Genomic DNA, 19,758 nt, shown 5'->3' on the forward strand with positions numbered 1-19,758 from the left:
TGCTTCAAAAAATACAAAGTCGATAATACATAATCTTAAACAGTAAGATGAAGAATAAAATTCAGCACTACGTCCAAGGACAATGGACCACAGGAAAAGAAGAAGGAGCACCAATTTACGACGCCATAACAGGCGAACACTTCACAAATTGGGCTGTTGAAGGATTAGATATTCCTGAAGTTCTTAATTACGGACGCACAAAAGGAGGCGAAGTGCTTCGTAAAATGACCTTTCAAGAACGAGGTAATATGCTCAAAAAATTGGCGCTTTATCTTACAAAACGCAAAGAACAATTTTATGATTTAAGTTACAGAACTGGCGCAACTCGTGTGGATAGTTGGATAGATATAGAAGGTGGTTTTGGTAACTTGTTTGCCAATGCTTCATTACGAAAATTGTTTCCAAACAAACCATTTCACGTAGAAGGCGACCCAATCGATTTGTCTCGTGGTGGACGCTTTATGGCGCATCATATAATGGTGCCAAAAAAAGGTGTTGCGGTTCATATTAACGCTTTTAATTTCCCGGTTTGGGGAATGTTAGAAAAGTGCGCTGTAAACTGGATGGCTGGCGTGCCAGCAGTGGTTTTACCTGCACCATCATCATCTTATTTAGCTGAAGCTGTAGCGAGAGAAATTATCAATTCAGGTATTTTACCAGAAGGCGCACTTCAAATCATAAACGGAACCGTAAAAACTGTTTTAGATACGGTTGAATCTCAAGATGTCGTAACTTTTACAGGTTCGGCAGCAACAGGTCGTTTGTTAAAAGCGCATCCAAGATTAATTGAAGAATCTGTACCTTTTACTATGGAAGCTGATTCACTTAACGCCTCTATTTTAGGTGAAGATGCAGTTCCTGGGACACCAGAATTTAACTTGTTCGTTAAGGAAGTTCGAAAGGAAATGACGGTAAAAGCCGGACAAAAATGTACAGCCATCCGACGCATCATTGTTCCAGAAAATTTAGTTGAAGATGTTCAAATTGCATTAGCAAAAGAACTTGATAAAGTTACCATTGGAGACCCAAGACTTAAGGAAGTGCGAATGGGCTCATTGGTTAGTAAGCAACAAGTTGAAGCCGTTAAAAGTTCTATTGCAGACATCAGCAAAGAAGCTGAAATGGTTTATGGTAATCTCGATAATATCAAAACCATTGGAGCAGATGCCAACAAAGGAGCGTTTATAAGTCCAGTAGTGTTTAGAACTGATAATCCTTTCCAGAATAATGTGGTTCACGAGCGCGAAGCATTCGGACCAGTAAGTACCATTATGCCTTACAAGTCAATGGACGAAGCTGTGCAATTAGCGCAAATGGGTAAAGGGTCGTTAGTGTCTTCTATTGCAACTTATGATGATAACATTGCAACTGATTATGTAGTAAATGCAGCGAGTCATCACGGAAGAATTTTAGTGATTAATCGCGAAATGGCAAAACAAAGTACAGGTCACGGTTCGCCATTACCTTACTTGGTTCACGGAGGTCCAGGACGTGCTGGAGGTGGAGAAGAAATGGGTGGAATGCGTGGTATTAAACACTATTTGCAACGAACAGCCATTCAAGGAACACCATCAACAATTACCGAAATCACTGGCATATATCAGCAAAATGCAAAATACAAGGAAGCCGAAGATCATCCGTTTAAGTACCATTGGGAAGATATTCAACCAGGAATGTCTTTAAAAACGCATAAGCGTACACTTACGGATACTGATATTCAAAATTTTGCCAATTTAACTTGGGACCATTTTTACGCACACACAGATATTACCTCTTTAGATGGAAGTATTTTCGAAAAACGAACAGCACACGGTTATTTTATAATTTCGGCTGCAGCTGGTTTATTTGTGTATCCAAATAAAGGTCCAGTAGCGGCAAATTACGGTTTGGATTCTATACGATTTTTAAGACCGTTATATCACAACGATACTATTTATGTGCGTTTAACCTGCAAGGAAAAAGTAGATAGAGATGTGTCATCAACCGAGCATCCAAGTGGTATTGTAAAATGGCACGTTGAGGTTTTTGATGCTAATTTTGAAGACCGACCAGAAAGCCAAAAAACAGACAAAGACAGTCCGTTGGTTGCTGTAGCTACCATCCTAACAATGGTTCAGAAAAAACAAGAAACCTTTGTTGAAATGACTGAAGTGAAAATCAACGAATGCTTATCAAAGTTAAAAGTAGATACTAAACCAAAATGGGGTATTATGACGCCTCAACATATGATTGAGCATTTAGAATACACTTATAAAATTGCGTCTGGCGAAATTCAAGATTTTGAAATTGCCACACCAGAAAAGATTTTAGACAAGGTGCACGCAAGCTTGTATAACTATAGAAAGTTTCCACAAAACTCTCAATTCCCACAGTTAGAAAAAGACACGCTAGATGATTTAAAACATCAAGATTTAGAAACAGCGATTGAGAAGTTTAAGGAACAACGCAAAAAATACATCGAGTTTTTCAAGGAAAATCCAGATGCTAAATTGAAGAATTTAGTATTTGGCGAATTGAATCGTTACGAATCTTACTTACTCGAAAGAAAACATTTAAATCATCATTTTGAACAATTTGGATTAATTTAAATTATGGTTGATACATTCGGAGAGATATTTGAAGGTGAATTTAATAGGTCGATAGGTAAGAAAATTGAATATTTGACTTTCCTTTTTGCTGAATATGATAGAAAAAGAGAACCTTGTTTTGCATGGATGAAAACAAGTGATTCAATATGGCATCGCTTTTTTATAGATGCTTGGGTACCACATTGGGAAGATTTAAACCCTGATGAAGCTAAAGTTTGGATAGAAAATTTTTCGGAAAGCCAAAATATTGAAGAATTTGTTGAAGAAGAAATGGAAGAATATGAGAGTAAACATTTAGATGGACAGGTTAGATATAAGTGGATAAGAGAAAATCTACTTATGAAATTTAATTTAGCTCAGAAGAAATTATTAAATGCTGAAGCAAAATATATTGAATTGGATGGACTTTGGTGTACTCAATTGAAAATTGATATTGAAGATGGAAATCAAGTTGTTTGGAATGAGTATGCTGATAAAAAAGAAGAAGAACTATTTTGTAATGGAATTAAATTATAAGTTAAGATATGAGTAACCCTTACGTAAAATTAGAAATAGAAAACCAAGTAGGATACATCGAATTTTTTCATCCTGCGCATAATTCATTACCAGGAAATATTCTGGCTGAACTAGCACAGACTATCACCGATGCTGGCAATAATGACGACATTAAAGTTATCGTTTTAAAAAGTGGAGGAGATAGAACATTTTGTGCTGGCGCAAGTTTTAACGAGCTTATTAATATTAATGATGAAGCCACAGGAAAAGTCTTCTTTTCAGGATTTGCTAACGTGATTAATGCAATGCGTAAATGTCCAAAATTTATCATTGGTCGCGTGCAAGGAAAAACCGTTGGTGGTGGAGTAGGAGTAGCATCTGCAACTGATTATTGTATGGCAACCAAGTTTGCAGCTATTAAATTAAGTGAACTAAACGTTGGTATCGGTCCGTTTGTGGTTGGTCCAGCCGTAGAGCGCAAGTTAGGATTAAGCGGAATGTCACAAATCGCCATTGATGCCAATACATTTTATCCAGTAGAATGGGCAAAACAAAAAGGCTTATTTACACAAGTGTTTGAAACTACAGAAGCATTAGATGAAGCCGTAAAAACCTTTGCTGAAAATCTTTGCAACTATAATCCAGAAGCAATGAAAGAAATGAAGAAAATCTTCTGGCAAGGTACCGAAGATTGGGACACGCTTTTAGCTGAAAGAGCAGCCATTAGTGGTCGCTTGGTATTAAGTGATTTTACAAAAGAAACATTAAAACGATTTAAATAGTGATTTACGCATTCCAAGGTTACACACCAGTCGTACACGAAAGCAGTTTCGTGCATCCGTTGGCAGCAGTCACAGGTAATGTCATCATTGGCAAAAACTGTTACATCGGTCCAGGTGCTGCCATTCGTGGGGATTGGGGACAAATCATTTTAGAGGATGGCGTTAACGTGCAAGAAAACTGTACAGTGCATATGTTTCCAGGTAAATCTATTACCCTAAAAGAAAGTGCACACGTTGGTCACGGAGCCATCATTCACGGAGCCAATTTAGGACGTAACTGTCTCATTGGTATGAATACCGTAATTATGGATGATGCCGAAATTGGAGATGAAAGTATCGTTGGAGCCATGGCATTTGTTAAGGCCGAAACAAAAATTCCACCTCGTAGTTTGGTGGTTGGTAATCCAGCAAAAGTCATCAAGCAGGTAAGCGACGAGATGATTGCTTGGAAAACTAAAGGAACTCAGTTATATCAGCAGTTGCCGCAAGATTGTCACAACAGTTTAAAAGCCGTTGAGCCACTACGAGAAGTTCCTGAAAATATGAAAATCCAAGAAGGTGCATATGACACTTTGAGGGATTTTATGAAAAAGTAAAATAATTTGGGCGTTACCACAAGGGTCGCGCTTTACACTATATCTTTTTTGCTTTTAATAGCAAAAAAGGATGCCGTTTCAATCGCTAACGCGTAAGAAATAAAAACTAACAAACGCTAGTTAATGCGTTTAGTCATTCCGCACTTGATGTGGAATCTAAATTGAAGATAAAGACTATGTCTAAATTTGAACTAAAAATGCCCAAAATGGGCGAGAGCATCACAGAAGGAACCATCATTAATTGGTTAATTAATGAAGGCGATTCTTTTGATGAAGGCGATATCATATTAGAAGTAGCCACAGATAAGGTGGATAACGAAGTGCCAGCACCAGCAGCAGGAACGTTGCTAGAAACCAAATACCAAGCAAAAGATGTGGTAAAAGTTGGTGAAGTTATCGCTCTTCTAGAAATAGAAAAATCGAAATCGAAACCGAAATCGAAAAATGATGTCACGTCGAGCGCAGTCGAGACGTCTCAAAAGAAAACTAAAAAGAAACGTTCTATCACATCGAGCACAGTCGAAACATCTACTTCAAATTCATTTTCAGTCAATAATACAAATACATTCTTTTCACCATTAATCATTTCCATTGCCAAAGAACATCATATCAGTTTTGAAGAATTAGCAAGAATACCAGCAACCGGAAGCGAAGGACGATTAAGAAAAAGCGATGTCTTCAATTATATCGAAGACGGCAGACCTTATAAGTTTGCGCAGCCAGTGGTTGAAGATCCAACAGCTTATCGCATTCCACAATTAACGTTCGATAAGGGCAAAGGTAAGATTGTAGAAATGGATCGTATGCGTCAAATGATTGCAGATCATATGGTGTATTCCAAGCATACATCGCCACACGTAACGGCTTATGTTGAAGCTGACTTAACCAATATGGTAAATTGGCGAAATGAAAATAAAGTTGCTTTTCAGGAAAAATATGGCGAAAAACTAACCTTTACACCATTGTTTGTAGAAGCCGTAGCTAAAGCAGTTAAAGATTTTCCAAACATCAATGCGTCTGTTGATGGTAACAATATCATCGTAAAAGAAGACATTAATATTGGTATGGCAACAGCATTACCAAGTGGAAACTTAATTGTGCCAGTAGTTAGAAATGCCGATATCAAAGACTTAAAAACGTTAGCAGAAAACGTAAACGAGCTCGCTGGAAAAGCAAGAGAAAACAAGTTGAGTGGCGACGATATCAAAGGCAGCACGTTTACTATCTCTAACGTTGGGACGTTTGGAAGCGTTATGGGAACACCCATTATCAACCAACCAGAAGTTGCTATTTTAGCATTAGGAATTATTAAAAAACGTGCCGAAGTCATCGAAACAGAAGAAGGCGACGAAATCGCTATTAGAAGTATGATGTACTTATCTCTGTCTTTCGACCATCGTGTCGTAGATGGTTTCCTAGGTGGAAGCTTTGTACGTCGCGTAGCTGATTATTTAGAGCAATTTGATACGAATAGAAAAATATAGTTAACTGTCATCCTGAACTTGATTCAGGATTTCATCATTTATAAAAATTATGTCTTACAACATAGCAATCAAAAAAATAGAAAAATCAAAAGTCGATACCATCGATTTCAACAACATACCATTAGGAACCTCTTTCACAGATCATATGTTTATCTGCGATTACAAAGATGGCCAATGGCAAAACCCAAGAATTGAACCTTTAGCTTTAATTCCAACGCATCCAGCAGCAATGGCATTGCATTACGGACAAGCTATTTTTGAAGGAATGAAAGCTAATGTAGATGCCGATGGAACACCAATGCTATTCCGTGCCGACAAAAATGCAGCGCGTTTAAACTTTAGTGCAGACCGAATGGGAATGCCAAATGTTCCAGAAGAATTGTTTGTAGAAGGTTTAAAACAGCTTGTAGCTATGGACAAAGCGTGGATTCCACCACAAGATGGTAGTGCCTTATATTTACGTCCGTTTATGTATGCTGACGAAGCCTTTATCGGGATGCGTGCAGCCACAAGTTACAAGTTTATCATTATGGCATCACCAGCAGGACCATTTTTTAGCAAGCGCATAAAATTGTGGGCAGAAAAAAAATTCGTTCGTGCCGTAGATGGTGGTACAGGCGAAGCAAAAGCGGCTGGAAATTACGCAGCAGCAATTCGTCCTACAGAATTAGCAAAAGCAAAAGGCTACGACCAAGTATTGTGGTTAGATGCTGTTGAGCACGAGTACATTCAAGAGGTGGGAACAATGAATATTTTCTTCAAAATCGATGGAAGATTCATCACGCCACGTCGCGATGGCGCCATTCTCGATGGCATTACCAGAATGAGTGTTATCGATATTCTAAAAGATAAAGGTTTTGAAGTTATTGAGCGTCCAATCACGCTTACCGAAATCCGAGAAGCATCAGAAAAAGGCCTTTTAGAAGAAGCTTTCGGAACAGGAACAGCTGTTGGTATTGCTTACATTCAGAGCATTGGCACAGAAAATGGCGACATTCACGTATCTGATGAAAGTCCGGTAGGATTAGAAGTTAACGACACGCTAAATGCCATAAAAACAGGAAAAATTGAAGATAAATTCAACTGGATGATAAAGGTTGAGAAGGAATTAGTGTAAAGATAACGTCACTTCGAGTGATTTGTGAGGAACGAGCAAATTGTATCGAGAAGTAAGTATAAAGTTCTCGATACAAAATTGCATAAGGCAATTCCACTCGTACTGACGAATAGATATAATGATGAATAAAGACATATTAAAAAAAGGATTTACAAATTTAGTAACCGCCAAAACAATGGCAGAATTGTATGAAGCTAACTTCAAAGTAGTTTCAAAATACGTACACGCTACATCACGTGGTCACGAAGCCATTCAGACCGCTTTAGGAATGCAATTGTTACCTCAAGATTATGCATTTCCGTATTATAGAGACGATGCAATGTTGTTAGCTTTTGGTATGACGCCTTACGATCTAATGCTTCAGGTGTTAGCTAAAAAAGACGATCCATTTTCTGGTGGAAGAACCTATTATTCGCATCCAAGTTTAAAAGATGCTGATAAGCCTAAAATTCCACATCAATCTTCAGCAACAGGTATGCAAGCCATTCCTGCAACTGGTGTTGCCATGGGTTTACAATATTTAGAGAAACAGGGTTTAAAAAATTCCGTTACGATTGAGCACGCAAAGGCTTCCTTCCCTTCGGGAAGGATTGAGGATGGGCTTGTTGTTTGTAGTTTAGGTGACGCATCAGTAACCGAAGGCGAAATTGCAGAAGCTTTTCAAATGGCAGCATTAAAGCAAATGCCAATTTTATATTTGGTGCAAGACAACGGTTGGGATATTTCAGCCAATGAAGCCGAAACCAGAGCTCAAAATGCTGCAGAATATGCAAAAGGTTTTCACGGATTAGAAGCCATTTCTATTGATGGTGCTAACTTTATTGAAAGCTACGAAGCATTGGAAAAAGTTATAAAAACTATAAGAGAAGAGCGTCGACCATTTTTGGTACACGCTAAAGTACCGTTATTAAATCATCATACATCTGGTGTGCGTATGGAATGGTATCGTGATGATTTGGAAGAAGCAAAATCTCGTGATCCATATCCTGTTTTAAAACAGCAAATGTTAGACAATGGTTTCACTCAAAACGATATTGATACTATTGAAGCGGAAATAAAAACGTTGGTTGAAAATGATTTTCAAAACGCCTTAAAAGCTGAAGATCCAACACCAGAAGATTTATTTACGCACGATTTTGCACCAACACCAATTACCGAGGAAAAAGGTGAGCGTTCGCCTGAAGGTGCGGAAAAAGTAGTGATGGTAGATTGTGCCTTATTCGCTGTTGAAGAATTAATGCGAAAGCATCCAGAATGTCTGCTTTACGGACAAGATGTTGGTGGACGACTTGGTGGTGTATTTAGAGAAGCAGCAACATTAGCAAAGAAATTTGGTGACGACCGCGTTTTTAATACACCAATTCAGGAAGCTTTTATCGTGGGTTCTACGGTTGGTATGAGTGCGGTTGGTTTGAAACCTATTGTTGAGGTTCAATTTGCGGATTATATTTGGCCAGGACTCAATCAATTATTTACAGAAGTGAGCCGTAGCTGTTATTTAAGTAACGGAAAATGGCCTGTAAGTATGATTTTGCGTGTGCCAATTGGTGCCTATGGTAGTGGTGGACCTTACCATTCATCATCTGTAGAAAGTGTAGTCACTAACATTAGAGGTGTGAAAATTGCTTATCCAAGTAATGGTGCTGATTTAAAAGGACTGATGAAAGCCGCATATCACGATCCAAATCCAGTAGTCATTTTTGAGCATAAAGGCTTGTACTGGTCTAAAGTACCAGGAACACAAGGTGCAACCTCTGTAGAACCTGCGGAAGACTACGTATTACCTTTCGGAAAGGCATGGGTATTACAAGAAATCTGGAAGCAAGATGATGTAGAAACGTGTACCATTGTAACTTATGGAATGGGTGTGCATTGGGCTTACAATGCATCAGGAGAATTAGATATACGCGACCAAATTGAAATTGTAGATTTAAGAACGCTTTACCCTTTAGATGAAGATACAATCATGAAATCAGTTAAGAAGACGGGTAAATGTTTGGTAGTTACCGAAGAACCGTCAAATAATAGTTTTGCTAGAGCTTTAGCTGGAAAGATTCAAGAGGAATGCTTCAAATATTTAGATGCGCCAGTAATGACGATTGGTAGCGAAAATATGCCTGCAATTCCATTGAATTCAATATTAGAGCAAACAATGATTCCTTCAACTGAAAAGGTGAAAGCTAGAATAGAAGCTTTACTTAATTATTAAAATAAAGAAGCGACTCAATTGAGTCGCTTTTCTTTTATAAATCGTATTCCGAAAGCGGTTTGGTAAACTCTTCAGGATTAGCAGCCAAATAATAGCGAGGATCATTAATATCTTCAACAATAACTTCTTTAAACTTAGGGCTTGCTTTATGCATTAAAGCTTTACAATCTTCACTAAGATGTTTCAATTTTAAGCTTTTTCCTGCAGCTTCATATTTATTTACCAAATTGAAAATAGCTTCCATAGCAGAATGGTCACTCACGCGAGATTCAACAAAATCTATTTCCACTTTTTCAGGGTCATTTTTTACATCAAACTTAGAATTAAAACTCTGAATAGACCCAAAGAATAAAGGTCCCCAAATTTCGTAAGTTTTAGTACCATCTGGTTGTATGCGCTTACGTGCTCTAATCATTGTCGCATTTTTCCAAGCGAATACCAAAGCAGAAATAATAACACCAGCGATAACAGCTACTGCTAAATCTTTCCAAACGGTAATTGCAGAAACAGCAATAAGTACAACAGCATCAGCAATAGGAATTTTACGAATGATTCTAAAACTAGACCAAGCAAAGGTTCCGATAACTACCATAAACATTACACCAACAAGTGCAGCAATTGGAATTTGCTCAATTAATGGTGCAGCAAATAGAATAAACCCTAATAAAGCTAATGCGGCAAAAGCACCAGATAAACGACCACGACCGCCAGAATCTACGTTGATGATAGATTGACCAATCATCGCACAGCCACCCATTCCACCAAATAAACCATTTAGCATATTGGCACTTCCTTGGGCAATACATTCACGATTTCCATTACCTCTGGTTTCAGTGATTTCATCAACAAGGTTTAAGGTCATTAAAGATTCAATTAAACCAACAGCTGCTAAAATAAATGCAGTTGAAATAATGGTGTCCCAATGTCCAGCTAGTGTTCCGAATAATCCGAAAATTTGATCTTGAAATGTTGGTAATCCACCTTTTAAACCTTTTCCGCCACCTTCAGCAATAAAGGATCCTACAGTACTCATTTCAATTCCACCAAAAATAGTGATACAAGCTACAACAATAATAGCCACTAAAGCTGCAGGAATTTTTTTGGTGAGTTTAGGCAGGCCATACATAATTCCCATTGTCAATCCAATGAAGCCCATCATTTTCCAAAAAGCAGCATTTGAGAATAATGCTGAAAACCATTCAGAAGTATTATCAAAAAATGAAATATCCTGTGGTACAGCATTAGGGAATAATTTTAATTGTGATAAGAAAATAACGATGGCCAAACCATTTACAAAGCCCATCATTACAGGATGCGGAATAAGTCTAACGAATTTCCCTAGTTTGAAAGCACCTGCCAAAATTTGAATACCACCAACAAATAGTAAGGTAATAAAAAGCCATTGAAGCCCAAGATTATCAATAGGTGTATCTAAATTAATACCAACTTCATTTCCTTTTTGAATAAGGTGTACCATAACCACAGCCATTGCACCTGTAGCACCAGAAATCATTCCTGGTCGTCCACCAAACAATGCGGTAACGATTCCCATCATAAAAGCACCATACAATCCAACCAATGGATCTACACCAGCAACAAAGGCAAAAGCAACAGCTTCTGGAACTAATGCAAGTGCAACTGTAAGACCAGATAAAATATCGTCTTTAGGGTTTTGAGTAAAATTCTTTCTTGTAGTTTGACCTAAAATCATAACATTTTCATTTTGAAGTCGGCAAAGATAGGATATTTAGAATAATAGGTGTTTTGAAATTGTAAACAAAAAAAGCACTGAGTAATCAGTGCTTTTAACTATGTGTTTTTTATTCTTTTAATTTGAAGGTGGAAACTGCTCTAAAGTTTTTGATACAAATTCTTTGATACGAGCTTCTTTCTTTTCGACATTCTTGGTTACTAAGTAGCCAGTTCCAGAGCCCTGCCAAACCAATTCTTTTTTACCTGTGTCAATAAAATCGATGAAGAGCATACCTTCGGTTTTTGTTGACACATTGCTTCGGCCCCAACCTGGTCCCCAGCCCCAACCCCAACGGTTGAAACCTCCCCAGCCCCAAGCTCCGTAGCCCCAAGCATTGTTATAAACATCTACACGTTGTGTGGATTTGGTGAATATACTAACAAGCATATCTGGGTTTTCAGACTTTGTCATTCCTTTTGCCATCAATTCGGCTTCAATAGCTCGCAAAATTCTACGCTTGTCTATATCGCTTATTTCTGCTTTATCAATTCCTGGTTTAAAAAACGCAAAGGTTTTATATTGTTCAAAATCAGCCTCTCTATCATAGTCGGCTGCAACTCTTACAGAACTGCAAGACGATAGAAGGATGGCTAAAACTAAAATCGGCGTAAATTTGAGTAGTTTCTTCATATCACTTTTTTTTAAATGTTTTCTAAAAGACCATCATCAACAGTATTTGGTAATGTTACTTTTAAATTTGGTTCGGTTTCCATAGCGCGTTTTATAGCAAAAACCGCACCTTCATTCCTTGCCCAACTTCTTCTTGAGATACCGTTATTTACATCCCAAAATAGCATTTGTTTGAGACGTTTTGATGCTTCTTTAGTACCATCAAGAACCATGCCGAACCCACCATTAATAACTTCTCCCCAACCAACACCACCACCATTATGGATGCTTACCCAAGTGGCTCCTCTAAAACTATCTCCTATAACATTGTGTATAGCCATATCTGAAGTGAAACGAGAACCATCATAAATATTGCTGGTCTCACGGTATGGCGAATCTGTCCCAGAAACATCATGATGATCACGACCTAGAACAACGTAGCCTATTTCGCCTTTTGCAATTGCATCGTTGAAAGCTTGGGCAATTTTCATTCGACCTTCTGCATCTGCGTATAATATTCTTGCTTGAGAACCTACCACTAACTTGTTTTCTTGAGCACCTTTAATCCATTGAATATTATCAGCCATTTGTTGTTGGATTTCTTCAGGTGAATTTTTCATAATCTCTTCTAAAACTTCGCAAGCAATAGCATCAGTTTTTGCTAGGTCTTCTGGTTTTCCTGAAGCACAAACCCATCGGAAAGGACCAAAACCATAATCGAAACACATTGGTCCCATAATATCTTGTACGTAACTAGGATACTTAAATTCGCGACCAATGGATGGATTTTCTGCCATAACATCTGCGCCAGCTCGAGAAGCTTCGAGTAAGAAGGCATTTCCGTAATCAAAGAAATAGGTACCTTTATCCGTATGTTTATTTATTGCTTTTGCATGACGACGTAAACTTTCCTGAACTTTGGTTTTGAACAATTCAGGATTATTCGCCATCATTTGATTAGAATCTTCAAAAGATTGTCCAACTGGGTAATAACCACCAGCCCAAGGGTTGTGTAGTGAGGTTTGGTCGCTTCCTAAATCGATATGAATGTTGGCTTCATCAAATTTTTCCCAGACTTCAACAACATTTCCTAGATATGCGATTGATATTGTTTCTTTATTTGATTGCGCTGTTTGAACTCGAGCTACTAATTCATCTAAATCGGTGATTTTTTCATCAATCCAACCTTGATCTAATCTAATTTGTGTGATTTTAGGGTTTACTTCTGCACAAACCGTAATACAACCTGCAATGTTACCAGCTTTTGGTTGTGCGCCAGACATACCTCCCAAACCTGAGGTAACAAAAATGTGTCCTTTAGGTGATTTATTTATTTTTCTAAAGCCGTTTAAAACGGTAATCGTTGTGCCATGAACAATGCCTTGTGGGCCAATGTACATGTAGCTTCCTGCTGTCATTTGTCCATATTGCGTAACACCTAATGCATTGAATTTTTCCCAATCGTCTGGTTTAGAATAATTAGGAATCATCATACCATTGGTTACAACAACTCTTGGTGCTTCTTTGTGAGAGGGAAATAAACCCATAGGATGACCAGAATACATAACAAGTGTTTGCTCGTCATTCATTTCAGCCAAATATTTCATTGTAAGTCTGTACTGTGCCCAATTAGAAAATACAGCACCATTGCCACCATAAGTAATTAATTCATGTGGATGTTGTGCTACAGCATAATCCAAATTATTTTGAATCATCAGCATTATAGCTGCAGCTTGCTTTGATTTTGCTGGATATTCATCAATTGGTCTTGCGTACATTTTGTAATCAGGACGTAGACGGTACATATAAATACGACCGTATTTGTCTAATTCTTCCTTAAACTCTGGCAATAAAGTAATGTGATGTTTTTTATCAAAATAGCGCAATGCATTTTTAAGTGCTAGCTTTTCTTCTTCTGGTGATAGAATAGCTTTTCGTTTAGGTGCATGATTTATTTTTGAGTCATACGTTTTTGGTTGTGGTAAAATATCTGGTATGCCTTCTAAAATCTGATCCTTAAATGATAATTCTGTTACTTGCATTATTTCTTTTTTAATTTTTTCGCCTGTCCTGAGCATGGTTGAAGGGTTAAATCCATAAGGGCAATGTCTACAGCCACTTTCGCAACAATAGCCTCGTTTTAGGTGATATTGTTCTGTAAAACAGCGATATCCTTCTGGTGTTAGGTAGTAATCGCCTTCTTCTATTGGGACATATTTTTTCATCTCTCACAAAGATAATGTAATTTGGATTGATTTTTGAATAGAGTAGATTGTGATATTGATTTCAAAATACTTGGTGCCTAGAGGTTATATTGGTATGACTGTTTTTCCTTTTATGTTTTTAAAGTACAAAACATTAAAAGGGAACAGCGTGTTGATTAATCATGAAAAAATACACTTAAAACAACAGTTGGAATTGTTGATTATTCTTTTTTTTGTGGTCTATTTTCTAGAGTTTTTGTTCCGATTATTACAATATAAGAACTGGCATTTGGCATACCGAAATATTTCTTTTGAACGTGAAGCTTATTTAAATGAAAAAGACCTCAGTTATTTAAAAAAGAGGTCTTTTTGGAATTTTGTAAAGTACTTTAAAAAATAATCTTAGCTATTTTTTGTTTGCCATCTGTTAGTTTAATTTTTAGTAATAAAGTGGCATTATTAGGCGAAATAGATTCAATAGAGAACCTATTAATGTTAACCGTTTTATTAGAGTATAATGTTCTTCCGAGCACATCATATACATCTATTGAGGCAATGGTTCCGTAATCTGATTTTACAGTTATTTTTTCATTGTCTTCAAAAACAATTACACCACTCAAGGTATCAAAGTCTTCTAGCCCAAGAGTTGTATTGGTAAACCTTAAAACAAAACGATCATTTATAATACCAGATTCGCTCGTGAACGAATAAGGTGACTCCTTAATGTTGTGAATTGTGTCATTGAGTAAATCTTCAATAAAAATATCCTGATTACTATCATTAAACAATCCTTGTAATGTGTTAATTGCTATTGTGTGAATACCAGATTCTGTGATGTTAAGGCCTAGAGGCACTTGGTCATTATTATCAAAAGGTAATTGTCGTCCTTGTATTAGAAACTCTTTTTCGTTTATCAAAGAATAAAGATCTAAACCATTTCCTGTAGTTGTATGTGCATCATACATTCTGTCTTCATCATTAGTAGCTCCGTCTATATAAGCCACCAAAGTTGTACTAGTTTGACCAGAAGGATTTACATAATCTAACCATATTCTATTGGCAGCCGAACCATCCATATTTGAAGGGTTGTTGGTTCTGTAAAACTGATTATTTGCATAAGTACTGCTTCTCATAGTGTTATCGAAGGTTACTGTTTCATTTGTGGTAGCAGTATCAGTCATTAACACAAAGAATCCTTGTCCTGCGCCAATATTTCCATTAAATCCTGCTGGTGTAGATGTACCACTTGAATTGTAGGCAATATAATCGGCTACATTGTAGTTGTATAAATAATCATCATAGAATGGATCTGTATTTCCGGTGCCAATGTCTGTTCCGTGAGTCCATAAATAAACACTTCCTGAGATGTTACCATTATCGGTGTGAGTTAAAAAGTCAATGGCATTAATGGCTGAAGGATACGGATTACCAACAAGATTCCAATTGTCATCGTCACTAGTTACTAAAAGAACGTCATTTCCATAAGGGTTGTAAAAGTAGTTTGCACCGGTGTAAGCACCTCTTTCTATAGGTTGTACTATAATACCATTGTTAGGAGTTCCAGAGAAGGTGGCAGTATAGTTTGAAGGAGCTGCCGTATGCCCTGTAGGACCCTTTACAATGTAACCTTTACCAATATCCATTACGCCAGTATTATAACCTTGCCATTCACCGAAAACCATGTTGCCAGGAGGTCCAGTACCTTGAAATAAAGTAGGAAGCCATTCGTATTTGTATCCATTCGGTGTTCCAGGCGATATATTTTGAACATTAAAACTAGTAACTGGGGAAGACCAATACACATAGTCATTAACTCTGATGTTGGTGTTTCTGTTCATAGTAAAAGTACCATCAACAGTGTTAGCTACATTGTCAACTTGAATGAGACTAGAGCTATCATCCATATTGTACGTGCCACCAGTTTCAACATCTATAAAATTTACGATTGTTAATGTAGAGTTAGATTGTTGTGTTAGGGTAGCTCCATTTTCAATTGTTAGATTGAGACCATCTCCATCACTTCCAGTGTAAATCACAGGGTCATTTCCTGTGTTTGGAATAATAACACAATCTGCAGGTGTTGGTATTGCATCGTCTGACCAGTTAAGAGGATCCATCCAATTGTCGTTTGGTTGGGAGCCATCCCAAATCTTCGCTCCACTAGTAGAGACAATAACATCGTCTGTGATAACTAATGTAGTAGCATTACATAGATTGTATGTTACTTGTGCGGTATATGTCGTTGTAGATGTAGGGTTAACACTTATGGTTGTTTGTCCATTGTAAGTTGGGTCTAAGGTTCCGTCTACTAACCATTGTAAAGTAGCAATAGAGCTACCGCCAGATGGTGTAAAACGCCATAATTCATTAGTCGTTGACCAATCAGTATCTAGAGCATTTCTACAAGGCGGAACAACTGCAGCTGTAGCTGTAGCATTTTGTAAACCTACAATAGCATTGTTATTGTTCCAATCATCATCAATAACCTTTTCTTCAATATATACTTCAATTGTATTAGTGTTTTCGTACATAACAATCATTGAGGTATTTCTCTTTGTATTATCGCCGAAATTCCCATTATCAAACATTGCAACATCATCCCAAAGTATAACTAGAGCATTGCATCCATTTATTGAAGTAGTCCCATAACTTATAGTTCCAGCTACGCTAGGGTCTATATCATGATAAACACCATAAATGGCATTTTCAAATAAAGCTCCTGTTGTACTAGGTAAATTGTTATTAAATGAATAACCAGAACCAGTGTTGGCTAGGCTAGAATCAAAAGATATAACGCCATTGGCACCAACAACAAATTGTGTAACGGAGTTACCATAAAAACAGAAATCAAAAGGTATGCTGTAAGCAAGATCGGACCATCTATCGTCAGCAGATAACGCGATATTGGTGGAGGCTGCTGCTGAGAGTAAACCAAAGGCCGTTGGATCCCATGTAATTAAATCAACATCATAATCAGAGGTATCTCCAAGGTCTGTGTATGCTGCGGTTAAGTCGACAGGACCTGAGCCAGAACCACATGAGCCAACAGTAGCAGAATCTGGTGTAACATCAACAGTTGGGCAAGCTGCTGTAGTTATAGGTGTTGGTAGCACACAAGGTGAATCAGTACCTACACAAACATCAAAATTAGCTGCATCAGAAGAGTCGCTAAACCAACCATAAACCCTAACGTAATAAAGATTTCCTATGGTTAATCCTGTTAAATTTAGAGTATTAGGGTCGCTATCATCCACAAAAGTCAGTGCACTACAGCCCGAAGTACCATCATACACACCGATTCCCATATCTGTACTGCCATTAACCAAAACAACATTAAGTAATGAAACTACATGGGCTGTATCAGTTGCGATAAAACTGTACCAAACATCATTGTTAGGTGTCCCAGTAACATCATCAGCTTGAGGTGATGCTGTTGCACCTAATGTAGTTCCTGCCGTAGTCACACCACAATTTAAGTCAGCATTAACAGTTAGGGCTGTTGCACCAGAACACTCATCGTTAGTTACCGGAGGTGGAGGATCCGCAATTAGCGTTACAGTAATATCACCGTTATCAAGGAAGCCGCTATTTTGGCAATCCCATCTATTAAGTTGAATTCGATAATCTCCGGTTGCAGGTGGAATAAAGTCAATGGAAGCGGCAGTCCCTGTACATGCTGGACCATTATCATCGTTAAATTCAACAAAAGCTCCAGCAGCTGTTCTAATAGTCATTTGGGTATCAAAACCAGAACCACAATTTGACACTCTATACGTGGCATTGGCGATCATGTTTGTAACCCTAAAATTCCGTCTACCACCATTATTTAGAGCTGGTGTACAAATAATAGAATTTCCTATTACGGTTGGTGCAGCAGTTGTACATTGATCAGTTCCAAAGGAAGGACATTGCGCAATGACACTAGTTGTAAAATATAAAAATATAAAAATCGGAGCTAGTAAAAATTTCTTCATCAGCTAAAACGTTAATATTAGAATTACTAGTTTTATGGTTTTCTAGTAAATACATATTCCATTAGTAGTTGTCTCAATTAACAACTACATAAATTTGGCTGGTTACCATGAAGAAAGGCTAACGTATAATTATCCCATGTAAAGGGGGTAATATATTGTAAATAGCAGATTATGTAGGGATTATGGGTAAATGTAAAAAAAATAAAATTAATTTAACATTTTAATAATGAAAATGTTAGAAAAACACATAATTAGTTGGTAAAACAAGACTTTGGTAATATTAATATTGATAATCAGTTGTTTGTAAAGCCTGAGTATCTTATTCATCGTTTCATATCTGGAAATAAGTACAGAAAACTAAAATACAACCTTCAAAAAGCTAAAACACTAAATAAAGACTTGCTCTTAACTTTTGGTGGAGCTTATTCTAACCATATTGCTGCAACTGCTTACGCAGGGAAATTATATGGATTTAAAACTGTTGGTGTTATAAGAGGAGAGGAATTGGTGAATAAAGTAGATTCTAATCCTACTTTAAAGTTTGCGGAAGATTGCGGAATGCAATTTAAATTCGTAGATAGAGAAACATACAGAAACAAGTCAGAAAACGACTTTGTTGAAAATCTTAAAACAGAGTTTGGTGATTTTTACTTAATTCCTGAAGGAGGTACTAATCAACTAGCAGTGAAAGGTTGCGAAGAAATTTTGAATGAAGATGATAGTGATTTTGATTTTATTTGTTGTTGTGTCGGTACAGGTGGCACGATTTCTGGATTAATAAATTCTGCAAAACCACATCAGAAAATATTAGGTTTTCCGGCATTGAAAGGTGATTTTATCCGAGAGGATATTCGTAAATTTGCAAAAAAGGATAATTGGGATTTAATAACGGATTATCATTTTGGTGGTTATGGAAAAATAAAGCCTGAACTAATTACGTTTATTAATGACTTTAAAAAGAAATACCATATTCCTATAGATCCTATTTATACGGGTAAAATGATGTTTGGTATTTTTGATTTGATGGAAAAACAATTTTTCCCAAAAGACGCAAAAATATTAGCGATACACACAGGTGGTTTGCAAGGAATAGAAGGGATGAATATAAAATTGAAACAAAAAGGATGGCCTCAATTAGAATAAAAATTGATTTTAAATATGTAATATTAGTTTTTGCTATAGTTGCGTTTTCATGTGGACCAAAAAAAGGTATTGTAACTAAGAAAAAACAACAGAAAGAAAAGACTGAAACAGTAGAGGTTGTAAAAGCTGATGAAGTTAAAACTTCCGAAAAAGAGGTAGAGGTTAAGCCACCGACATCTACAGCTGTGTACATAGCAACTTATGCTGATATTGCTAAAGAAGAAATGCGTAAATATAAGATTCCTGCAAGTATTACATTAGCACAAGGAATTCTTGAATCTGCATCTGGTAAGGGTAGACTTGCAGTAAAGGCCAATAATCATTTTGGTATAAAATGCCATGGTTGGACAGGCGCAAAAATCTATCATGATGATGACCGTTCTCAAGAATGTTTTAGAAAATATAAAGAGGCAAAATCTTCTTATGAAGATCATTCTAAGTTTTTAACAGGACGAGGTCGCTATGCTAATTTATTCAAATTAAAACAAGATGATTACAAAGGTTGGGCAAGAGGCTTGAAAAAAGCTGGTTATGCCACTGATAGAAAATATCCAGATAAACTTATTAGTCTAATTGAACGTTACAAACTATATGAATATGATCAGGAAGTTTTGGGTTCAAAAGAAGATAGTATTAAAATTGTTAGAGTCAATAGCGGAACAACGATACATATTGTAGCAAAAGGTGATACGTTATATTCCTTGTCTAAGCGCTATAATACCACTGTAGATGCTATAAAAAGTATGAATAGATTAAGTTCTAATACACTTGCTATTGGTCAAGAATTAAAGATTCCAAATTAAA

General features: G+C 37.0%; 13 protein-coding genes. 9 read left to right on the forward strand and 4 right to left on the reverse strand.

Features of this window, described 5'->3' with window-relative positions:
- Positions 1 to 47: 47 nt before the first annotated feature.
- From paaZ to ACXAFS_RS11385, 7 genes are all read left to right on the forward strand, one after another.
- Positions 48 to 2,588 carry a phenylacetic acid degradation bifunctional protein PaaZ gene (gene paaZ / locus ACXAFS_RS11355; protein WP_475307059.1) on the forward strand — a complete coding sequence of 847 codons (2,541 nt, stop codon included), beginning with the start codon at positions 48 to 50 and terminating at the stop codon, positions 2,586 to 2,588.
- Between the two features lie 3 nt (positions 2,589 to 2,591).
- Positions 2,592 to 3,104: a hypothetical protein gene (locus ACXAFS_RS11360; RefSeq protein ID WP_475307061.1), complete on the forward strand. Its 513-nt coding sequence runs from the start codon at positions 2,592 to 2,594 to the stop codon at positions 3,102 to 3,104.
- A gap of 8 nt (positions 3,105 to 3,112) precedes the next feature.
- Positions 3,113 to 3,865 (forward strand): enoyl-CoA hydratase/isomerase family protein, encoded by a 753-nt coding sequence (locus ACXAFS_RS11365; RefSeq protein ID WP_475307062.1) that lies wholly within the window; start codon positions 3,113 to 3,115, stop codon positions 3,863 to 3,865.
- A complete protein-coding gene (locus ACXAFS_RS11370) occupies positions 3,865 to 4,461 on the forward strand; it encodes an acyltransferase (protein WP_134200967.1) in 597 nt (198 codons plus the stop codon). Before ACXAFS_RS11365 ends, ACXAFS_RS11370 begins: the two co-directional genes overlap by 1 nt.
- 206 nt (positions 4,462 to 4,667) lie before the next feature.
- Complete coding sequence (locus tag ACXAFS_RS11375; RefSeq protein ID WP_475307064.1) at positions 4,668 to 5,945, forward strand: dihydrolipoamide acetyltransferase family protein; 1,278 nt, start codon at positions 4,668 to 4,670, stop codon at positions 5,943 to 5,945.
- Between the two features lie 49 nt (positions 5,946 to 5,994).
- Positions 5,995 to 7,062, forward strand: coding sequence for a branched-chain amino acid aminotransferase (locus ACXAFS_RS11380; RefSeq protein ID WP_475307065.1), 1,068 nt, complete (start codon positions 5,995 to 5,997; stop codon positions 7,060 to 7,062).
- 121 nt (positions 7,063 to 7,183) lie between these two features.
- Positions 7,184 to 9,271, forward strand: a complete 2,088-nt coding sequence (locus ACXAFS_RS11385; RefSeq protein ID WP_475307066.1) for an alpha-ketoacid dehydrogenase subunit alpha/beta — start codon at positions 7,184 to 7,186, stop codon at positions 9,269 to 9,271.
- Between the two features lie 34 nt (positions 9,272 to 9,305).
- On the opposite strand, the gene ACXAFS_RS11390 is transcribed toward ACXAFS_RS11385, so the two are convergent.
- From ACXAFS_RS11390 to ACXAFS_RS11405, 4 genes are all read right to left on the reverse strand, one after another.
- Complete coding sequence (locus ACXAFS_RS11390; protein WP_475307067.1) at positions 9,306 to 10,982, reverse strand: SulP family inorganic anion transporter; 1,677 nt, start codon at positions 10,980 to 10,982, stop codon at positions 9,306 to 9,308.
- 117 nt (positions 10,983 to 11,099) lie between these two features.
- Entirely contained in the window at positions 11,100 to 11,654 is a 555-nt protein-coding gene (locus ACXAFS_RS11395; RefSeq protein ID WP_475307069.1) for a DUF4136 domain-containing protein, read from the reverse strand.
- Between the two features lie 11 nt (positions 11,655 to 11,665).
- Entirely contained in the window at positions 11,666 to 13,858 is a 2,193-nt protein-coding gene (locus ACXAFS_RS11400) for a urocanate hydratase (RefSeq protein WP_475307070.1), read from the reverse strand.
- 368 nt (positions 13,859 to 14,226) lie between these two features.
- Positions 14,227 to 17,811: a T9SS sorting signal type C domain-containing protein gene (locus tag ACXAFS_RS11405; RefSeq protein ID WP_475307071.1), complete on the reverse strand. Its 3,585-nt coding sequence runs from the start codon at positions 17,809 to 17,811 to the stop codon at positions 14,227 to 14,229.
- 255 nt (positions 17,812 to 18,066) lie between these two features.
- Between ACXAFS_RS11405 and ACXAFS_RS11410 the strand changes: the two genes are divergently transcribed.
- Together ACXAFS_RS11410 and ACXAFS_RS11415 are read left to right on the forward strand one after the other, a co-directional pair.
- Complete coding sequence (locus ACXAFS_RS11410) at positions 18,067 to 18,954, forward strand: 1-aminocyclopropane-1-carboxylate deaminase/D-cysteine desulfhydrase (protein WP_475307073.1); 888 nt, start codon at positions 18,067 to 18,069, stop codon at positions 18,952 to 18,954.
- Positions 18,936 to 19,757 carry a glucosaminidase domain-containing protein gene (locus ACXAFS_RS11415; RefSeq protein WP_475307074.1) on the forward strand — a complete coding sequence of 274 codons (822 nt, stop codon included), beginning with the start codon at positions 18,936 to 18,938 and terminating at the stop codon, positions 19,755 to 19,757. The genes ACXAFS_RS11410 and ACXAFS_RS11415 overlap by 19 nt, the downstream gene beginning before the upstream one ends.
- Position 19,758: the final 1 nt, after the last annotated feature.

It is taken from the genome of Winogradskyella sp. ABM4_392, from assembly GCF_056160445.1.

Coding starts and splice junctions, on each gene's coding strand:
- ACXAFS_RS11390 (WP_475307067.1), bottom strand. CDS start 10,982: ATGATTTTAGGTCAAACTACAAGAAAGAATTTTACTCAAAACCCTAAA.
- ACXAFS_RS11400 (WP_475307070.1), bottom strand. CDS start 13,858: ATGAAAAAATATGTCCCAATAGAAGAAGGCGATTACTACCTAACACCA.
- ACXAFS_RS11415 (WP_475307074.1), top strand. CDS start 18,936: ATGGCCTCAATTAGAATAAAAATTGATTTTAAATATGTAATATTAGTT.
- ACXAFS_RS11360 (WP_475307061.1), top strand. CDS start 2,592: ATGGTTGATACATTCGGAGAGATATTTGAAGGTGAATTTAATAGGTCG.
- ACXAFS_RS11380 (WP_475307065.1), top strand. CDS start 5,995: ATGTCTTACAACATAGCAATCAAAAAAATAGAAAAATCAAAAGTCGAT.
- ACXAFS_RS11395 (WP_475307069.1), bottom strand. CDS start 11,654: ATGAAGAAACTACTCAAATTTACGCCGATTTTAGTTTTAGCCATCCTT.
- ACXAFS_RS11375 (WP_475307064.1), top strand. CDS start 4,668: ATGGGCGAGAGCATCACAGAAGGAACCATCATTAATTGGTTAATTAAT.
- ACXAFS_RS11365 (WP_475307062.1), top strand. CDS start 3,113: ATGAGTAACCCTTACGTAAAATTAGAAATAGAAAACCAAGTAGGATAC.
- ACXAFS_RS11385 (WP_475307066.1), top strand. CDS start 7,184: ATGAATAAAGACATATTAAAAAAAGGATTTACAAATTTAGTAACCGCC.
- paaZ (WP_475307059.1), top strand. CDS start 48: ATGAAGAATAAAATTCAGCACTACGTCCAAGGACAATGGACCACAGGA.
- ACXAFS_RS11405 (WP_475307071.1), bottom strand. CDS start 17,811: ATGAAGAAATTTTTACTAGCTCCGATTTTTATATTTTTATATTTTACA.